Below are 15,541 nucleotides of genomic sequence, written 5' to 3'. Positions count from 1 at the left end.
ACCGATATGACGATCGAAATTCTGGTTCCTGATTTACCTGAATCCGTTGCTGATGCGACAGTTGCGACTTGGCACAAGCAGCCTGGTGACTTTGTTACACGCGATGAAGTTTTAGTTGATATTGAAACTGATAAAGTTGTGTTGGAAGTTCCAGCACCTCAAGACGGTATTTTAGAAGCAATTATCGAAGCTGATGGCACAACTGTTTTATCTAAGCAGTTAATTGGCAAGATTAAAGTAGGTGCGGTTGCTGGTGAGCCAACGAAGGATGTGCCAGTAGCTGCTGAATCATCGCCGAACAAGCGTAATACTGCATCTTTGACTGAAGAAACAAATGAAGCGTTAAGCCCTGCTGTACGTCGTCTACTTGGTGAGCACAGCATTAAAGCATCTGCCGTTAAAGGTACAGGTGTTGGCGGTCGTATCACTCGTGAAGATGTAGAAGCTTACCTAAAAAATAGTAGTACTCCAGCTGTAGCACCTGTTGCTGAAGCGAAAGCAGAAGCACCACTTGCTGCGCGTAGCCAGAAACGTGTTCCAATGACCCGCTTACGTAAGCGTGTTGCAGAGCGTTTGCTAGAAGCTAAAAATAGCACTGCAATGCTAACAACGTTCAACGAAGTGAACATGAAACCAATCATGGATCTTCGTAAGCAATACAAAGATATCTTTGAAGAACGTCATGGTATTCGTTTAGGTTTCATGTCTTTCTACGTGAAAGCAGTTGTTGAAGCGCTAAAACGTTACCCTGAAGTAAACGCATCAATTGATGGTGATGATATTGTTTATCACAACTTCTTCGATGTCAGCATTGCGGTATCAACACCGCGTGGTCTAGTTACACCCGTTCTGCGTGACTGTGACAAACTAAGCCTTGCTGAAATTGAGAAAGGTATTCGTGAACTCGCTATCAAAGGCCGTGACGGTAAGCTTACTGTTGATGAATTGATTGGCGGTAACTTCACAATTACCAACGGTGGAGTATTTGGTTCTCTGATGTCTACGCCGATTATTAACCTACCACAAGCGGCAATTTTGGGTATGCATAAAATTGCTGACCGCCCAATGGCTATTGATGGTAAGGTTGAAATTTTACCAATGATGTACCTAGCATTGTCTTATGATCACCGTTTAGTTGATGGTCGTGAGTCAGTGGGTTATCTGGTAACAATTAAAGATTTACTAGAAGACCCAACACGTCTATTGCTAGACGTTTAATATCTAAAAAGCTAAGCCGGGCAGGCTCAACGTCCGGCTTACATAAAAGCTTTCAGATAGAATGACGAAGAAATACCCAAGAGTATTTCATATGGATATAACACCTCCCCTAAGGGATATAAAACGGATAGAACATCATGAATTTGCATGAATACCAAGCAAAACAGCTTTTTGCTGAGTACGGTTTGCCAGTTCCAGAAGGTTTCGCATGTGATACAGCGCAAGAAGCATTTGAAGCGGCTGGTCGTATTAGTACAGATAAGAAAGTTGTTAAGTGTCAGGTACACGCAGGCGGCCGTGGTAAAGCGGGCGGCGTAGAGATACATGATACAAAAGACGGTGTTAAAGAATTTGCTCAAAAATGGCTGGGTAAAAACCTAGTCACTTTTCAAACAGATGCAAAGGGTCAACCAGTAACCAAAATCTTGGTTGAAGAAGCGTCTAACATCGCAAATGAATTATATTTAGGTGCGGTTGTAGATCGCGCTACACGTCGCATCGTATTCATGGCATCGACTGAAGGTGGTGTGGATATTGAAAAAATTGCTGAAGAAACGCCAGAACTTATTCACCAAGCTGCGATTGATCCATTGGTTGGCCCTCAGCCATACCAGGGTCGTGAACTTGCATTTAAACTTGGCCTAGTTGGCGATCAAATTAAGCAATTCGTTAAGATCTTTCTGGGTCTAGGCAACATGTTTGCTCAATACGACTTAGCGCTATTAGAAATCAACCCACTTGTTGTTACTGCTGAAGGTAACCTTTTGTGTCTTGATGGAAAAATCAACATTGATTCAAATGCAATGTACCGTCAACCTAAGCTACGTGAAATGCACGATCCATCTCAAGAAGATGAGCGCGAAGCACATGCAGCGCAATGGGAACTTAACTATGTTGCACTAGACGGTAGCATTGGCTGTATGGTTAATGGTGCTGGACTTGCTATGGGTACGATGGATATCGTAAACCTACACGGCGGCCAACCTGCTAACTTCCTAGATGTAGGGGGCGGCGCAACAAAAGAGCGTGTAACGGAAGCATTTAAAATCATCCTATCGGATACGAATGTTAAAGCGGTTCTTGTCAATATCTTTGGCGGTATCGTACGTTGTGATCTTATTGCTGATGGCATCATCGGTGCTGTTGAAGAGGTTGGTGTTAAAGTACCAGTAGTTGTTCGCCTTGAAGGTAACAACGCACCTCTAGGTTCGAAAAAACTTGCGGAAAGTGGTCTGAATATTATTGCTGCGACTTCATTAACTGAAGCAGCGGAAAAAGTAGTTGCTGCAGCGGAGGGCAAATAATGTCTGTACTAATTAATAAAGATACGAAAGTTATTTGTCAGGGCTTCACTGGTGGTCAAGGTACTTTCCACTCAGAGCAAGCTATCGCATACGGTACAAAAATGGTTGGTGGCGTTTCACCTGGTAAAGGCGGCACAACGCATCTTGGTCTTCCTGTATTTAATACCGTACGTGAAGCCGTTGAAGAAACTGGCGCAACAGCATCAGTTATCTATGTACCAGCACCTTTCTGTAAAGATGCAATCCTTGAAGCAATCGATGCTGGCATTAAGTTAATCGTAACGATAACTGAAGGTATTCCAACGCTTGATCTTCTTGACGTAAAAGTACGTTTAGACGAAGCAGGCGTAGTGATGATTGGTCCTAACTGTCCGGGTGTTATTACTCCAGACGAATGTAAGATCGGCATCATGCCTGGTAATATTCATCAGAAAGGTAAAGTAGGTATTGTATCTCGTTCCGGTACGCTTACTTACGAAGCTGTTAAGCAAACTACAGACGAAGGTTTCGGGCAGTCTACATGTGTTGGTATCGGTGGCGACCCTATCCCTGGTTCTAACTTCATTGATATTCTTAAGCTTTTCCAAGAAGATCCTGAAACTGAAGCAATCGTAATGATTGGTGAAATCGGTGGTACTGCAGAAGAAGAAGCGGCAGCATTCATCAAAGCTAACGTGACTAAACCTGTTGTTTCTTACATTGCAGGTGTTACGGCTCCTCCTGGTAAGCGTATGGGTCATGCTGGTGCAATTATTTCTGGTGGTAAAGGCACTGCTGAAGATAAGTTTGCAGCCCTTGAAGAAGCTGGTGTTAAGACCGTTAAAAGCCTAGCCGATATCGGTAAAGCACTGCGTGAAGTTACTGGTTGGTAATTATTCACTCCTTTAGCTTATTGCGAATAAAAAAAGCCTGTCTATTATTGAGATAGGCTTTTTTATTTGAAGTGTCCCGTCCTGAAATGTGTTTCTGAGGTTTATTCACTGTTCGTTAAGCAGAAGTATATTTTAATTATAGTATAATCACTAAAAATTGAACGGTGTATTTAATGGCTATGAATAAGTACAAAATATTCTTCGTACTGCTGTTTATTGCAGGTAATGCACAAGCTAAGGAAGATAAAGCAGCGTATCAAGATTGTGTATTACAGTATGTAACGGGAACGGAAGATCCGAGTGCGGCCAGTATGTTAACCCATGCCTGTAACCAGCTTCATGTTGATAACTTCATGCTGTCAGAAAAAGATGCGAACTATAATCAATGTTTACTTGATTTCCTGCCGGATTCAAAAAATAGAGCAGTATCAATGAAAGTAAAAAAAACATGTAATGAGAAACACCGTAGCTTTTTTAACTAAGTATTTAATTACATGCCTTTAATCAATCGTGTTTGTCTTTGATAAAGAAAAGCCAGCAATATCATACTGGCTTTACTCTGTTTACCGTAATGTACTAGCAATGCTAGGCGCTATCTTTCTGCTATTTTTAACTGGCTTAGCATGAACATCGCAGCTGCTGCGACAACAACAGAAGGGCCTGCAGGTGTGTCATAATGCCATGACATTGCAAGACCTATGAATACCGCAATAATGCCAATAACAGAGGCCATACACGCCATCATTTCTGGGCTATGAGAGAATCTACGGGCGGTTGCTGCTGGAATAATGAGTAACGATGTAATAATTAATGCGCCAACAAACTTCATTGCCACGGCGATAACCATGCCCACCATTAACATCAGTGCCAGTCGCATTAAGTCTACATTAACGCCTTCAACTTGTGCCATGTCTTCATTGATGGTCATTGATAGTAGCGGACGCCAAAGTGCGATCAGCGCACCAAGTACTAAAATCCCCCCGCCGTATATCCACATCAAATCAGCGGTTGTAACGGCCAGTAGATCACCGAAAAGATAAGACATTAAATCGATACGAACATGATCAAGAAAACTCACTGCCACTAAGCCTAACGACAATGCACTGTGTGCCAAAATACCGAGTAAAGTATCTGTTGCGACATACTTTTGTTTTTGCAAGCTCACTAAAATTACGGCTAGCACCATACAACAAATAATTAGCGCTAAGTTTAGGTTTATATCAAATAGAAAACCGAGGGCTATCCCCAGTAATGATGCGTGAGATAATGTATCACCAAAGTAAGCCATTTTTCGCCATACAACGAAAGAACCTAGTGGCCCCGCAAGAATTGCGATACCAATACCAGCTGCAAGCGCAGGAAGAAGAAACTCAAGCATTATCGTGTCCGTGTTGTTTATTATGTTGGCATGGGCCGACAGGGCTACCAGCTAAATCGTGCTCATGATTATGATGATGATGATATAATGCGAGTTGCTCACTCTGCTGTTGACCAAATAGCGCAACATATGAAGGGTGATTAGTAATTGTATCGGGTTCACCTGAGCAACAAATATGATGGTGTAAACAAATAACGTTATCTGTTTTTGCCATCACTAAATGTAGGTCGTGCGATACCATTAAGATCGAACAATTTAATATATCGCGAAGGCTTTGAATTAGATTGTAGAGTTCAAGTTGACCATTTACATCTACACCTTGAACCGGCTCATCTAGCACTAATACGTCGGGTTTTTGTAATAATGCACGCGCTAATAAAACCCGCTGCATTTCACCACCCGATAACGAATGCATATCACTATGGTGTAAGTGAGTGCCACCGACTAAGGTTAATGCTTCCTTCCTTGCATTTTCGTTATAGCGACCAGCTAGACGCATGAAGCGGTCGACCGTTAATGGCAAGGTTGAGTTGAGTTGTAACTTCTGCGGTACGTAACCAATCCTAATTCCTTTTTGACGAACAACGTGTCCTGCAGAAGGTTTACGTAGTCCTGTAATGACTTTAACCAAAGTCGATTTACCTGCACCATTAGGACCAATTAATGTGGTGATCTGCCCTCGTTCAAGTTTCATTGATACTTGGTCAAGTACATGTCGGTCACCAAAAGTGACAGTCACCGATTGTAATTCAACTAACGTTGTCATAAAAAAGAATGCTTATAGAGATTTGCAAAAGTAAGGTGTTATATTATAACATCACACCATATTGCTCGTCATCTTTAATTTTTATAGGAATTCTTATGCGTCGCTTTACCTTGTGGTGTAGTGCCATTGCGTTAGCTTTTTCAACAACAGTATCAGCAAAAGACTTTACGGTTGTGACCACGGTGAAGCCATTAAATTTGATTGTGCAAGAATTGGTAGAAGGTGTAACAACCAGTGAGAGTATTTTGCCTCCAGGTACTTCTCCACATGATTATGCATTACGCCCGTCAGATGTTAAAAAAATTCAAGATGCTGATTTGGTGATATGGGTGGGGCCGGAATTGGAACGTTTCCTCACCAAATTGTTAACAGATAAAGAGAACAGTTTAGCAATTACACTCTCGCATTCAGTCGATTTTCGCCATTATGATCATGATGAGGTTATCGATCATGGTGACCATAAACATAGCCATGATGGTATAGATCCACATCTATGGTTAGGGCCAAAGCAAGCAATTCAAGCTGCAAATGTGATCACTAGCGCGCTTGTTAAGCATGATCCATTGCATAAAAATGAATATGAAGCTAACCTTTCCCAGTTCACTGCAGAGGTGGAAGAGGCAATTCTAGCGCTAGAAAATAAGTTGAAGCCGGTAGCTAACCATGGCTACTTTGTTTTTCATGACGGTTATGGTTATTTTGAAGAACAATTTGGATTAAACAATCTTGGTCATTTTACGGTAGAGCCAGATCGTAGACCAGGTGCGAAGACGTTAATCTCAATTCGTCGAACATTACAAGATCAACAAGCTTCTTGCGTGTTTAGTGAGCCTCAGTTTTCTCCTTCTGTTATTAACAGTGTAATTAATGGCACTGAAGTGAAAATAGGTACTCTTGACCCTATGGCAACAAATATTGCTGAGGGCAAGGGAGGTTATGTCCAATTCCTAGAGGAGTTGGGGGAAAGTTTTAGCAAGTGTCTTAAATAAAAATGAAATTTTACAAGGTTGCAACTTCTTCAGCTAGACAGCTACCTAGGCAGCATCAGATTGCGTTGGCCTCCACGTCATTGTTGGTGGCTCTTGCCCTTCTTTGGCAACCTGGTAAACATACTACTTCTACGTTTCAATCTACTCAGCGAGTTGAAATTCAACTCGCTCATGATGACATTGAAATTTTGTCAGAAAATAATAGCGAGCCTTTGGGTGCCGTTATTGATCAAGCCGATCCTGAGTTTTTAGCGCCTAAAGATGAATTAGAGCAGAAGCTTGATGCGGTAACAGATGTTGCACATTCCCATACAGTTACATCAGGCGACACCTTAGGTTCTATATTCTCGCAATATGCGATACCAATAAGCGACATGTATCGTTTAATTGATGCGAATAAAACAATTCAAAACCTACATGTAGGGCAAAGCATTGAATGGTCGTTGAATAAAGAGGGGAAAGTGAAAGAGCTTTCTATTCAGCGTAATAAAAAAACGACCGATACTTTTGTGTTAGGCCCTAAAGGTTATACCTATAAAGCCGTTGAAAAAACGGGTGTAATCCAATCCGTCTTCTTAACGGGACGAGTTTCAGGAAGCTTTTATAATTCAGCACAAGCTGCTGGTTTGTCCCCGTCACAAATCCAAACTGTCGTAAAAGCATTGCAATGGAAATTTGATTTTGGGCGTGTAGCGCGAAAAGGTGATCGTTTTGCTGTCTCTGTTGATCGTGAATTCATTGATGGTAAATCGGTGGGGCGAGGGGATGTTAAGGCTCTCTTTTACTTAAGTGGTAATCGAGAAGTTTTCATAATGCGTCACTCCGACGGTCAGTTTTATGATGTGAATGGCCAAAGTTTAAATCGCGCTCTTAGACGTTACCCAACGGCAAAACGTTATCGTATCAGTTCGTCGTTTAACCCTAATCGTAAGCACCCTGTAACAGGGCGGATCTCGCCACACAATGGCACCGACTTTGCTGTACCTATTGGTACGCCAATACTATCGGCAGGAGACGGTGTTGTGGTGAAATCGAGATATCACCGATTAGCTGGTAATTACATTGTCGTTAAGCACGGGCGTGATTATATGACGCGCTATCTGCATTTGAGTAAGCGCTTAGTCAAAGTTGGCGATAGAATAAAAATGGGTGAACGCATTGCTTTAAGTGGCAATACTGGACGCTCAACGGGTCCACACCTTCATTTTGAATTGATTAAAAATAATCGCCCGGTAAATGCAATGAAAGTACCTTTACCTCAAGCTGCGCCTATAGCAGGAAAAGCACGCTCAGTATTTAAGAAAGAAGCGAGTGAAGAGAAGCAAAGGCTATTGAGTGTGATGCCTGGTTAAGGTCATGTTACTAGAGTTACACTGACTTGAAAAAAGCGCACCTAGTGCGCTTTTTCATTTTTACAATCAATGAATTCACCAATGGAGCTATAAAGGTTGATTTTAAACAAGATGTAATGCATCTGAATGTGTAAGATCTTAAGTGGAAATACTAATAATTCTTATTAAGGTAGTCATTTACTGTGAAACTGTCTGAGTTGTCTTGTGGTGAAAGCGGCATTGTCACCCATTTATCTGATCTCCCTACTGCAACCCGTAAAAAGTTGATGGTAATGGGACTTTTGCCTAACACTGAAATTACGGTTGTGCGTTTTGCCCCTCTGGGAGATCCTCTTCAGGTTCGAGTTCGTGGTGTTAATATTGCCTTACGTAAGCAAATTGCTGCAGATATTGAAGTAGAGGCACATTAATGAAGTACAATATTTTAACTGTTGGTAATCCAAACAGTGGTAAAACAACTTTATTTAATGGTCTTACTGGTGCAAAGCAGCAAGTCGGTAACTGGGCTGGTGTAACGGTTGAAAAGAAAACAGGTAATTACCAATGCGCTGGTGATAATTTTGCGCTAACAGACTTGCCCGGTATCTATAACTTAGATAGTGCAAATGATGCAAATAGTTTAGATGAGGCCATTGCTTCCCGCGCTATTTTAACAACACCTGCCGATGTCATTATTAACGTGGTTGATGCATCTTGTCTTGAACGTAGTTTGTATATGACACTGCAATTACGTGAATTAGGGCGCCCAATGGTGGTCGTGCTTAATAAAATGGATGTGCTACAACGTCAGCGTCAAATTCTGGATGTTAAAGCATTAGAAAAAATGCTTGGATGCCCTGTTTTATGTTTATCTGCAAATAATTTAAAACAAGTAGAAGCCTTCAAAACGAACCTACATAAAATGCTTGCACAAGGTGTCGCAGTAGGCGACATGGTTTTAGATTACGGTCAGCATTTTGAATCTGCAATTACTGAACTTGAAGGGTTATTTTCTAATGGCCAACTAAATGCGCGCTCTCAAGCGATTCGTGTATTAGAGAATGATACTTTGGTGATTAATGGCTTATCTGAAGCAGATAAGAGCCAAGCATGTAATGCTCGTAATAAATTGCTAGTCAATGTTGACCCTGATATTCAAGTAGCAGATGTGCGTTATACCTATTTGCACCAACTTTGCCAAAAGGTGCGTCGTCAAGAAGGTAAATTAAGCCGAAGCATTAGCGACAAAATTGATGCTGTATTGTTACACCGCGCATTTGGTATCCCATTTTTCTTCGTTGTAATGTATTTGATGTTTATGTTCTCTATCAACATTGGTAGTGCATTCATCGATTTCTTTGATATTAGTGTTGGTGCGATCTTAGTTGATGGTGGTCATTATTTATTAGACGATCATTTACCAGTCTGGTTGGTGACGGTTATTGCTGATGGTGTTGGTGGTGGTGTTCAAACCGTTGCGACCTTCATTCCTGTTATTGCATGTTTGTACTTATTTCTTGCAGTACTTGAAAGCTCTGGCTACATGGCGCGAGCTGCCTTTGTGCTAGATAAGGTAATGCAGAAAGTCGGTTTGCCAGGTAAAGCGTTTGTACCATTGGTATTAGGCTTTGGTTGTAACGTCCCTTCAATCATGGCGACGCGTACTCTAGAGCAAGAGCGTGAACGTAAACTGGCAGCAGCAATGGCGCCATTCATGTCATGTGGTGCACGTTTACCTGTCTATGCTTTATTTGCCGCTGCTTTTTTCCCTAATAATGGTCAAAACGTAGTCTTCGGTCTTTATGTGTTGGGTATTTTCGCTGCTGTAATGACGGGTGTTGTTCTTCGTTACACGCTATACCCAGGTAAGAGCGATAGTTTCATTATGGAGATGCCAGATTACGAGTTTCCGACTATGCGTAATGTGGGTATTAAAACGTGGCAGAAGCTAAAGCGTTTTGTATTTGGTGCGGGTAAGACGATTGTTGTTGTTGTTGCCTGCCTAAGCTTTTTCAACTCATTGGGTACTGATGGTACATTCGGCAATGAGGATAGTGAAAATTCAGTACTATCAAGAGCGGCACAAATTGTAACACCTGTTCTTTCGCCTATTGGTGTAAAAGAAGATAACTGGCCAGCGACTGTTGGCATCATCACTGGTATTTTTGCTAAAGAAGCTGTAGTTGGTACGCTAAACAGCTTGTATGCTCCTTCGGCAGATGAAGACGCAGAATATGATTTATTTGGCAGTTTACAAGAAGCGGTAGCATCAATTCCTGCAAACTTAGCAGATCTTAGCTATTCGGATCCTCTTGGTATTACCGTCGGCGAGCTAGATGATTTAAGTACAGCGGCTGAAGAGCAAGAAGTCGATCAGTCTATCTTTGGTAATATTCAAGCGCACTTTGTGAGTTCTGCTGCGGCAATGTCTTATTTAATATTCATCTTGTTATACACGCCTTGTGCAGCCGCGATGGGTGCGTATGTTCGTGAGTTTGGTCAGAAGTTCTCTGTATTTATTGCAGGCTGGACAATGCTGTTAGCGTATACATTTGCGACTATTTTCTACCAAGTAGCACATTTTACTGACCATCCGGTAAGTAGTATGGGATGGATAGCTTTCTTCGTATTAATTAATGTTGGATTGTTTATTGTGTTTAAATACCAAGGGCAAAAACAACAGAAAGAATTGGCATTATTATGATTCTTCAACAGCTAAAGCAATATATTGAACAGCATGGGCGTTCGAGCCGTAGTAACTTAGCGACTCATTTTGGAATGTCAGCCGATGGCGTTGAAGCAATGCTAGCTGTTTGGATCCGCAAAGGGCTTATTGGTAAAGAGCTAGTGGGTTGCGATAGTGATGGTTGTTGCCAATCAGCAAAAGAAGTCTGGTACCGATGCTTAGATGCAAACGAGTTATCAATAACTGTTATGCGTTAATCTTTGCTTGATAAGAAATAGAGTATGAAAGGCAACCTGCGGGTTGCCTTTTTAATGCATGCCGTTTGAAAAACGGCTAATCATGACAGCGTTATGCTGAAACAAATCCTGTGATATTGCTCAGATCTACACGAAGATCTTCTGCTAATGCGAGTTGTAGCTCTTCAGCACGCTGTGTGCCATCAGTATTGCCCCAAACCGGCCCTGGCCATGCAACATCAACCTTAAAGCGTGCGATGTGATGAACATGCAATTGAGGAACGAGGTTACCTAACGCCCCTACATTAATTTTATCTGCTTGGTAGCTATTTTCTAATAACGAAGCAACCGCGCTTGATTCACGCATGAGCTGATATTGCTCATCTTCAGGAAGGTGATGAATTTCGGTTAAGTCTTCTTTGCGCGGTACTAGAATTAACCATGGCCCTAATGCTTCTTTAGACAGTAGCACCTGACAAAGCGGTAATTCACCTAAGATTGTGGTATCTGACGCTAATCGTGAATGTAGTATGAAACTCATTGTAAATATTCCTTAAGAGTACAGTGTTGCTCACAAGCTGAAACATTGCAGATTTCTATAAATAGGTACTTCGGTATTCTGACATTATCTGTTAAATAAAAAGACTCTGCTACTGTAAGTGTATTTATTCAGGTATAAGCGTTGTTGAGTGGAGATGAAAATGGTTAATGAATATCAGCAAGTTTTGGACTTTTGGTTTGGTGATCTGGATGGAGAAGTCCCTAAAAATGATAAGAACGCCTTGTGGTTTAAAGGCGATATAGAGACCGATACATTAATCACTGAGCAGTATAGAGACCTGATGAGCCGCGCAGGGCGAGGTGAGTTGGGCAAGTGGGCAGAAACCCCCAAAGGTGCGTTAGCACTTATCATCTTACTCGATCAGTTTACTCGAAATATTTACCGTGGATTAAGTGCTGCGTTTCGTTATGATTCATTGGCTCTGGCTATTTGTAAGCGGGGGTTAGCAAAAAATCAAGATGAAGAATTAACGCCAATTGAACGGGTTTTTTTCTATCTGCCGTTGGAACATTCTGAAACACAGGAAGATCAGGAAGAGTGCGTATTTCGCTTTGATCGCTTGCGGCAGACAGTGCTACCAGAAAACGCGGTTATCTTTGACGGCTTTTATCAGTACGCGATCAGCCATCACGATGTCATTAAGTTATTTGGTCGCTTCCCGCACCGTAATGCTGTTCATGGGCGGCTATCGACCCCAGAAGAAATGCATTGGTTAAATGGTGGCGGGCAGCGTTTTGGGCAATAAAGTGACGAGCGTTAAGAGCACTTGATATTAAGCGTACGTGATTTATTTTATGTTTGCTTTGTGAGGGAAAAGGTCATTCTTTTGTTTCAAATATTAGGGTGACCTTTTTCACACGTGATTTTTTGAGAACGCTATTGTTAGTTCAACGCTATTGTTAATTCAACGCTATTTTTAATTTAATGGTAATACGCGGTTTCTGCCCAATTGTTTAGCCTGATTCATAAAGGTATCGGCGCGGTTAATCAAACATTCACCTGACTCGTTTGGCTGCTTTTCTGCAACGCCAAAAGATGCGGTTATTGAGTTAACACGCTGACCTGTTTTTTTATCAATCACAGAAATTCGTTCAAATGCCCGTCTGAATGTTTCAGCTTGTTGACGTGCTGATGCCTTCATTTTATGAGGAAGAATAATAGCAAACTCCTCACCACCAAAACGATAAGCTTGAGCATAATCGCGACAGTTTTCTTTTAAGCGACGTGCGATGGTTTTCAGTACTTGATCGCCCATCAAGTGGCCAAATTTATCATTGAAATCTTTAAATTTATCGATATCTAACAGAATAAAACTGAGCGGGGTGTTGCTTTCGATGTAATGTTGGAAATCTCGGTCAAAAGCGCGGCGATTTAAAATACCGGTAAGCGCATCTTCATTGGCTTCTTTTTGGCTTTCAGCAAGAGCTTCGCGTAATGTGGTTATTTCATCTTTTGCGCTGCTTAATTGCCCCTTAAATGTACCCGTCGAGGCTTGAATTTGACGAGACTCTCGAATGAGATCTCTAACAAGCTTCATTGTGTCATCAAGTGATAAGCCATTTTGTTCTGCAGTTTCGAGCTGATCAAAACTCTTAGTTAATACACCTTGGAATATTTCGGTATCAGATAACGCATCTGCCATTGTGTGTGAGAGCTCTTGTACCATAGCCGTTAGGCTCTGTTTTACTTGTCGCACATCTTGTTCTGTTTGATTGGCTAAGTGTTTCTGATATAACGATTCACACAATGTAGGGGTACATAACCCGAGTTCAGCAATGCCGTGATCAATCGCTAGGTTGAGTTCAGGGGTTTGTTGCTTTGTATACGTATACCAAAGAGCGTAGTTAGTCGGGGTTATTGGAACTTTGTGTTTCATCATTAGAGGAACGGTCTTTTTTAACGTTTCAGTTGATTCCACAAAGCTATCTGTATTCATAACCTAATTCCATGTCTAAACGCAAAACTTGATATTGTGCCAATCAAGATAAAAATTAATGCTCAAAACAATACCGAGGTACTCTTAAAGGTATGTTTCTGATGGTCTAATTGATTTACCTCGTGAATGTATAATAAAAAAGCCTTCTAAGGATACCCTAGAAGGCTTAATTTTTTTAGTTTGTATTGTTTAAATTATCAGCCAGAGCTCAAAATTTATTACATACGTTCAAGGGTTTCGATGCCTAGTAGGTCTAAACCTTGTTTAATTGTTTTAGCTGTTAGTAGAGCAAGCTTCAGGCGGCTCTGCTTCACAGCTTCTTCAGCATTCAAAATTGGGCAAGCTTCATAGAAGCTTGAGAATTTACCTGCAAGTTCGAATAGGTAAGTACACATAAGGTGTGGCTGACCTTCACGAGAAACATTTAGTACTGCTTCTTCAAACTGAAGAAGAGTTGATAGAAGTGCTTGCTCTTTCTCATCGTTGATCACAATAGGATGAGTCAGATCTGCTAGGTTCACGTCTGCACGCTTAAAGATAGAAGCTACACGCGTATATGCGTATTGCATGTACGGTGCTGTGTTACCTTCGAATGCCAACATGTTGTCCCAATCGAAGATGTAATCTGTTGTACGGTGCTTAGAAAGATCTGCATATTTAACCGCAGCCATTGCTACTGTTTTAGCAATTTTGTCTTTCTCTGCTGCATCTAGATCTGGGTTTTTCGCTTCGATAAGTTTTGCAGCACGTACTTCTGATTCATCAAGAAGATCAGCCAGACGAACAGTACCGCCTGCACGTGTTTTGAAAGGACGGCCATCTTTACCTAGCATCATGCCAAATGCGTGGTGCTCAAGCGTAACTTCTTCTGGCACGTAACCTGCCTTGCGCACGATAGACCAAGCTTGCATTAGGTGCTGATGCTGGCGTGAGTCGATAAAGTAAAGTACACGGTCGGCATTTAATTGCTCGAAACGGTATTTAGCACATGCGATATCTGTTGTTGTGTATAGGAAACCACCGTCGCGCTTTTGGATGATAACGCCCATAGGGTCACCATCTTTGTTTTTGTATTCATCAAGGAATACAACCTGTGCGCCGTCACTTTCAACCGCCAGGCCTTTTTCATTTAGATCGGCAACAATGCCAGGCAACATGTAGTTGTACATGGATTCGCCCATCACGTTATCACGGGTTAGTGATACGTTTAGGCGGTCATAGTTAATCTGGTTTTGCACCATAGTAACGTCAACAAGCTTTTTCCACATTTCAGCACAGTATTCGTCACCGCTTTGTAGCTTAACAACGAAAGCACGAGCACGAACGGCAAATTCTTCATCTTCGTCGTATAGCTTTTTAGATTCGCGGTAGAAGCCTTCAAGGTCGGAAAGTTCCATAGAAACTTCGCCAGTTTCATTTTGAACGCGTTCTAGGTTTGCGATAAGCATACCAAACTGCGTACCCCAGTCACCAATGTGGTTAGCACGAATAACGTTGTGACCTAAAAATTCAAGGGTACGTACTACTGCATCACCAATGATGGTTGAGCGAAGGTGGCCAACATGCATTTCTTTTGCAACGTTTGGTGCTGAGTAATCGACAACAATATTCTGTTGCTTCTCAGCGGCAACACCAATGCGGTCATCGGTTAGTGCTTCTTCTGCACGCGCTGCAAGCCAAGATTTATCTAGGAAGATATTAATGAAGCCAGGGCCTGCGATTTCCACTTTTTCAGCGATACCGTCAAGATCTAGCACATCGATAACTTTTTGAGCGAATTCGCGAGGGTTAGTGCCTAACTTTTTAGCAACACCCATTACACCGTTTGCTTGGTAATCACCAAACTGAATTTTTGCAGATTGGCGAACTGCTGCTGGGCTACCTGCTGGTGCGCCAGCGGCTTCTAGTGCCTGAGAGACTTTATCGTTAATTAGTGCTTGAATGTTCACACGCAGATCCTTTAAATCGTTTGTAACGCTAATGTATTGATTAGCGAGATGAAAACGTTACGGTACTCAAGAGTTGCAATACGCACAACCGTCAAGAATAATCACGAAAGAGGGCTACAAGAATTCAATCAATTAATGTAAATATACGTTACGTGAGTATTTTTGACGGAACATCCTCTGGACTAAGAGATAGCATCTTGAATACATTAATATGTATAGCCCTAATAATACCCACATATTAAGGTGTTTTGGCAACCTGAAAAAGGTATTGTTTGCGTTTTTTTTTGATGAGTGGGTAACGGATGAAAATTATG

The 15,541-nt window shown here is 41.7% G+C and carries 15 protein-coding genes; 10 read left to right on the top strand and 5 right to left on the bottom strand.

What is annotated here, in order from left to right:
• Nucleotides 1-6 precede the first annotated feature (6 nt).
• The 4 genes from odhB (at nucleotide 7) to C9J12_RS01035 (ending at nucleotide 3,876) form a co-directional block, all read left to right on the top strand.
• The gene (gene odhB, locus C9J12_RS01050; protein ID WP_107241019.1) at nucleotides 7-1,218 is read left to right on the top strand and encodes a 2-oxoglutarate dehydrogenase complex dihydrolipoyllysine-residue succinyltransferase; all 1,212 of its coding nucleotides are present in this window, start codon (nucleotides 7-9) and stop codon (nucleotides 1,216-1,218) included.
• Between the two features lie 137 nt (nucleotides 1,219-1,355).
• Nucleotides 1,356-2,522, top strand: a complete 1,167-nt coding sequence (gene sucC / locus C9J12_RS01045) for an ADP-forming succinate--CoA ligase subunit beta (RefSeq protein WP_011217795.1) — start codon at nucleotides 1,356-1,358, stop codon at nucleotides 2,520-2,522.
• Nucleotides 2,522-3,394 carry a succinate--CoA ligase subunit alpha gene (sucD, locus tag C9J12_RS01040; protein WP_107241018.1) on the top strand — a complete coding sequence of 291 codons (873 nt, stop codon included), beginning with the start codon at nucleotides 2,522-2,524 and terminating at the stop codon, nucleotides 3,392-3,394. The genes sucC and sucD overlap by 1 nt, the downstream gene beginning before the upstream one ends.
• 173 nt (nucleotides 3,395-3,567) lie before the next feature.
• Complete coding sequence (locus C9J12_RS01035; RefSeq protein ID WP_107241017.1) at nucleotides 3,568-3,876, top strand: VF_A0006 family four-cysteine protein; 309 nt, start codon at nucleotides 3,568-3,570, stop codon at nucleotides 3,874-3,876.
• 110 nt (nucleotides 3,877-3,986) lie between these two features.
• Here C9J12_RS01035 and znuB read toward each other — a convergent pair whose 3' ends face one another.
• Both znuB and znuC read right to left on the bottom strand, forming a co-directional pair.
• Nucleotides 3,987-4,772 (bottom strand): zinc ABC transporter permease subunit ZnuB, encoded by a 786-nt coding sequence (gene znuB / locus C9J12_RS01030; protein WP_107241016.1) that lies wholly within the window; start codon nucleotides 4,770-4,772, stop codon nucleotides 3,987-3,989.
• The gene (gene znuC, locus C9J12_RS01025) at nucleotides 4,765-5,538 is read right to left on the bottom strand and encodes a zinc ABC transporter ATP-binding protein ZnuC (RefSeq protein ID WP_107241015.1); all 774 of its coding nucleotides are present in this window, start codon (nucleotides 5,536-5,538) and stop codon (nucleotides 4,765-4,767) included. The genes znuB and znuC overlap by 8 nt, the downstream gene beginning before the upstream one ends.
• Nucleotides 5,539-5,633: 95 nt before the next feature.
• On the opposite strand from znuC, the gene znuA reads away from it, so the two are divergent.
• The 5 genes from znuA to C9J12_RS01000 all read left to right on the top strand — a co-directional run bounded on the left by znuA (nucleotide 5,634) and on the right by C9J12_RS01000 (nucleotide 10,801).
• On the top strand, nucleotides 5,634-6,527 hold the full coding sequence (znuA, locus tag C9J12_RS01020; protein ID WP_107241014.1) for a zinc ABC transporter substrate-binding protein ZnuA: 894 nt from the start codon (nucleotides 5,634-5,636) through the stop codon (nucleotides 6,525-6,527).
• A 2-nt stretch (nucleotides 6,528-6,529) separates the two neighbouring features.
• Entirely contained in the window at nucleotides 6,530-7,879 is a 1,350-nt protein-coding gene (gene mepM / locus C9J12_RS01015; protein WP_107241013.1) for a murein DD-endopeptidase MepM, read from the top strand.
• Nucleotides 7,880-8,061: 182 nt separating this feature from the next.
• The gene (locus C9J12_RS01010; protein WP_006231125.1) at nucleotides 8,062-8,289 is read left to right on the top strand and encodes a FeoA family protein; all 228 of its coding nucleotides are present in this window, start codon (nucleotides 8,062-8,064) and stop codon (nucleotides 8,287-8,289) included.
• Complete coding sequence (gene feoB, locus C9J12_RS01005; protein WP_011217803.1) at nucleotides 8,289-10,562, top strand: Fe(2+) transporter permease subunit FeoB; 2,274 nt, start codon at nucleotides 8,289-8,291, stop codon at nucleotides 10,560-10,562. Before C9J12_RS01010 ends, feoB begins: the two co-directional genes overlap by 1 nt.
• Nucleotides 10,559-10,801 (top strand): FeoC-like transcriptional regulator, encoded by a 243-nt coding sequence (locus C9J12_RS01000; RefSeq protein WP_107241012.1) that lies wholly within the window; start codon nucleotides 10,559-10,561, stop codon nucleotides 10,799-10,801. The genes feoB and C9J12_RS01000 overlap by 4 nt, the downstream gene beginning before the upstream one ends.
• Nucleotides 10,802-10,892: 91 nt before the next feature.
• Here C9J12_RS01000 and C9J12_RS00995 read toward each other — a convergent pair whose 3' ends face one another.
• Nucleotides 10,893-11,321, bottom strand: a complete 429-nt coding sequence (locus C9J12_RS00995) for an HIT domain-containing protein (protein WP_107241011.1) — start codon at nucleotides 11,319-11,321, stop codon at nucleotides 10,893-10,895.
• Nucleotides 11,322-11,481: 160 nt separating this feature from the next.
• Here C9J12_RS00995 and C9J12_RS00990 point away from each other — a divergent pair, with 160 nt between their 5' ends.
• Nucleotides 11,482-12,087, top strand: a complete 606-nt coding sequence (locus C9J12_RS00990; RefSeq protein ID WP_107241010.1) for a DUF924 family protein — start codon at nucleotides 11,482-11,484, stop codon at nucleotides 12,085-12,087.
• Between the two features lie 171 nt (nucleotides 12,088-12,258).
• Here the strand turns inward: C9J12_RS00990 and C9J12_RS00985 are convergent, their stop codons facing one another.
• Together C9J12_RS00985 and argS are read right to left on the bottom strand one after the other, a co-directional pair.
• Nucleotides 12,259-13,278, bottom strand: a complete 1,020-nt coding sequence (locus tag C9J12_RS00985) for a GGDEF domain-containing protein (protein WP_107241009.1) — start codon at nucleotides 13,276-13,278, stop codon at nucleotides 12,259-12,261.
• Between the two features lie 218 nt (nucleotides 13,279-13,496).
• Nucleotides 13,497-15,227, bottom strand: a complete 1,731-nt coding sequence (argS, locus tag C9J12_RS00980) for an arginine--tRNA ligase (RefSeq protein WP_107241008.1) — start codon at nucleotides 15,225-15,227, stop codon at nucleotides 13,497-13,499.
• Nucleotides 15,228-15,541 lie beyond the last annotated feature (314 nt).

The organism is Photobacterium frigidiphilum (assembly GCF_003025615.1).
GTDB classification, from domain to species: domain Bacteria; phylum Pseudomonadota; class Gammaproteobacteria; order Enterobacterales; family Vibrionaceae; genus Photobacterium; species Photobacterium frigidiphilum.
The sequence above is the reverse complement of the archived record's forward strand: the minus strand, read 5'-3'. Positions and strand labels throughout refer to the sequence as shown.

Excerpts from the sequence above, each read along its gene's own strand:
- feoB (WP_011217803.1), top strand. The coding sequence starts at position 8,289 with ATGAAGTACAATATTTTAACTGTTGGTAATCCAAACAGTGGTAAAACA.
- znuB (WP_107241016.1), bottom strand. The coding sequence starts at position 4,772 with ATGCTTGAGTTTCTTCTTCCTGCGCTTGCAGCTGGTATTGGTATCGCA.
- C9J12_RS00995 (WP_107241011.1), bottom strand. The coding sequence starts at position 11,321 with ATGAGTTTCATACTACATTCACGATTAGCGTCAGATACCACAATCTTA.
- C9J12_RS00990 (WP_107241010.1), top strand. The coding sequence starts at position 11,482 with ATGGTTAATGAATATCAGCAAGTTTTGGACTTTTGGTTTGGTGATCTG.
- znuC (WP_107241015.1), bottom strand. The coding sequence starts at position 5,538 with ATGACAACGTTAGTTGAATTACAATCGGTGACTGTCACTTTTGGTGAC.
- C9J12_RS00985 (WP_107241009.1), bottom strand. The coding sequence starts at position 13,278 with ATGAATACAGATAGCTTTGTGGAATCAACTGAAACGTTAAAAAAGACC.
- mepM (WP_107241013.1), top strand. The coding sequence starts at position 6,530 with ATGAAATTTTACAAGGTTGCAACTTCTTCAGCTAGACAGCTACCTAGG.
- C9J12_RS01000 (WP_107241012.1), top strand. The coding sequence starts at position 10,559 with ATGATTCTTCAACAGCTAAAGCAATATATTGAACAGCATGGGCGTTCG.
- sucD (WP_107241018.1), top strand. The coding sequence starts at position 2,522 with ATGTCTGTACTAATTAATAAAGATACGAAAGTTATTTGTCAGGGCTTC.
- odhB (WP_107241019.1), top strand. The coding sequence starts at position 7 with ATGACGATCGAAATTCTGGTTCCTGATTTACCTGAATCCGTTGCTGAT.
- sucC (WP_011217795.1), top strand. The coding sequence starts at position 1,356 with ATGAATTTGCATGAATACCAAGCAAAACAGCTTTTTGCTGAGTACGGT.
- C9J12_RS01035 (WP_107241017.1), top strand. The coding sequence starts at position 3,568 with ATGGCTATGAATAAGTACAAAATATTCTTCGTACTGCTGTTTATTGCA.
- znuA (WP_107241014.1), top strand. The coding sequence starts at position 5,634 with ATGCGTCGCTTTACCTTGTGGTGTAGTGCCATTGCGTTAGCTTTTTCA.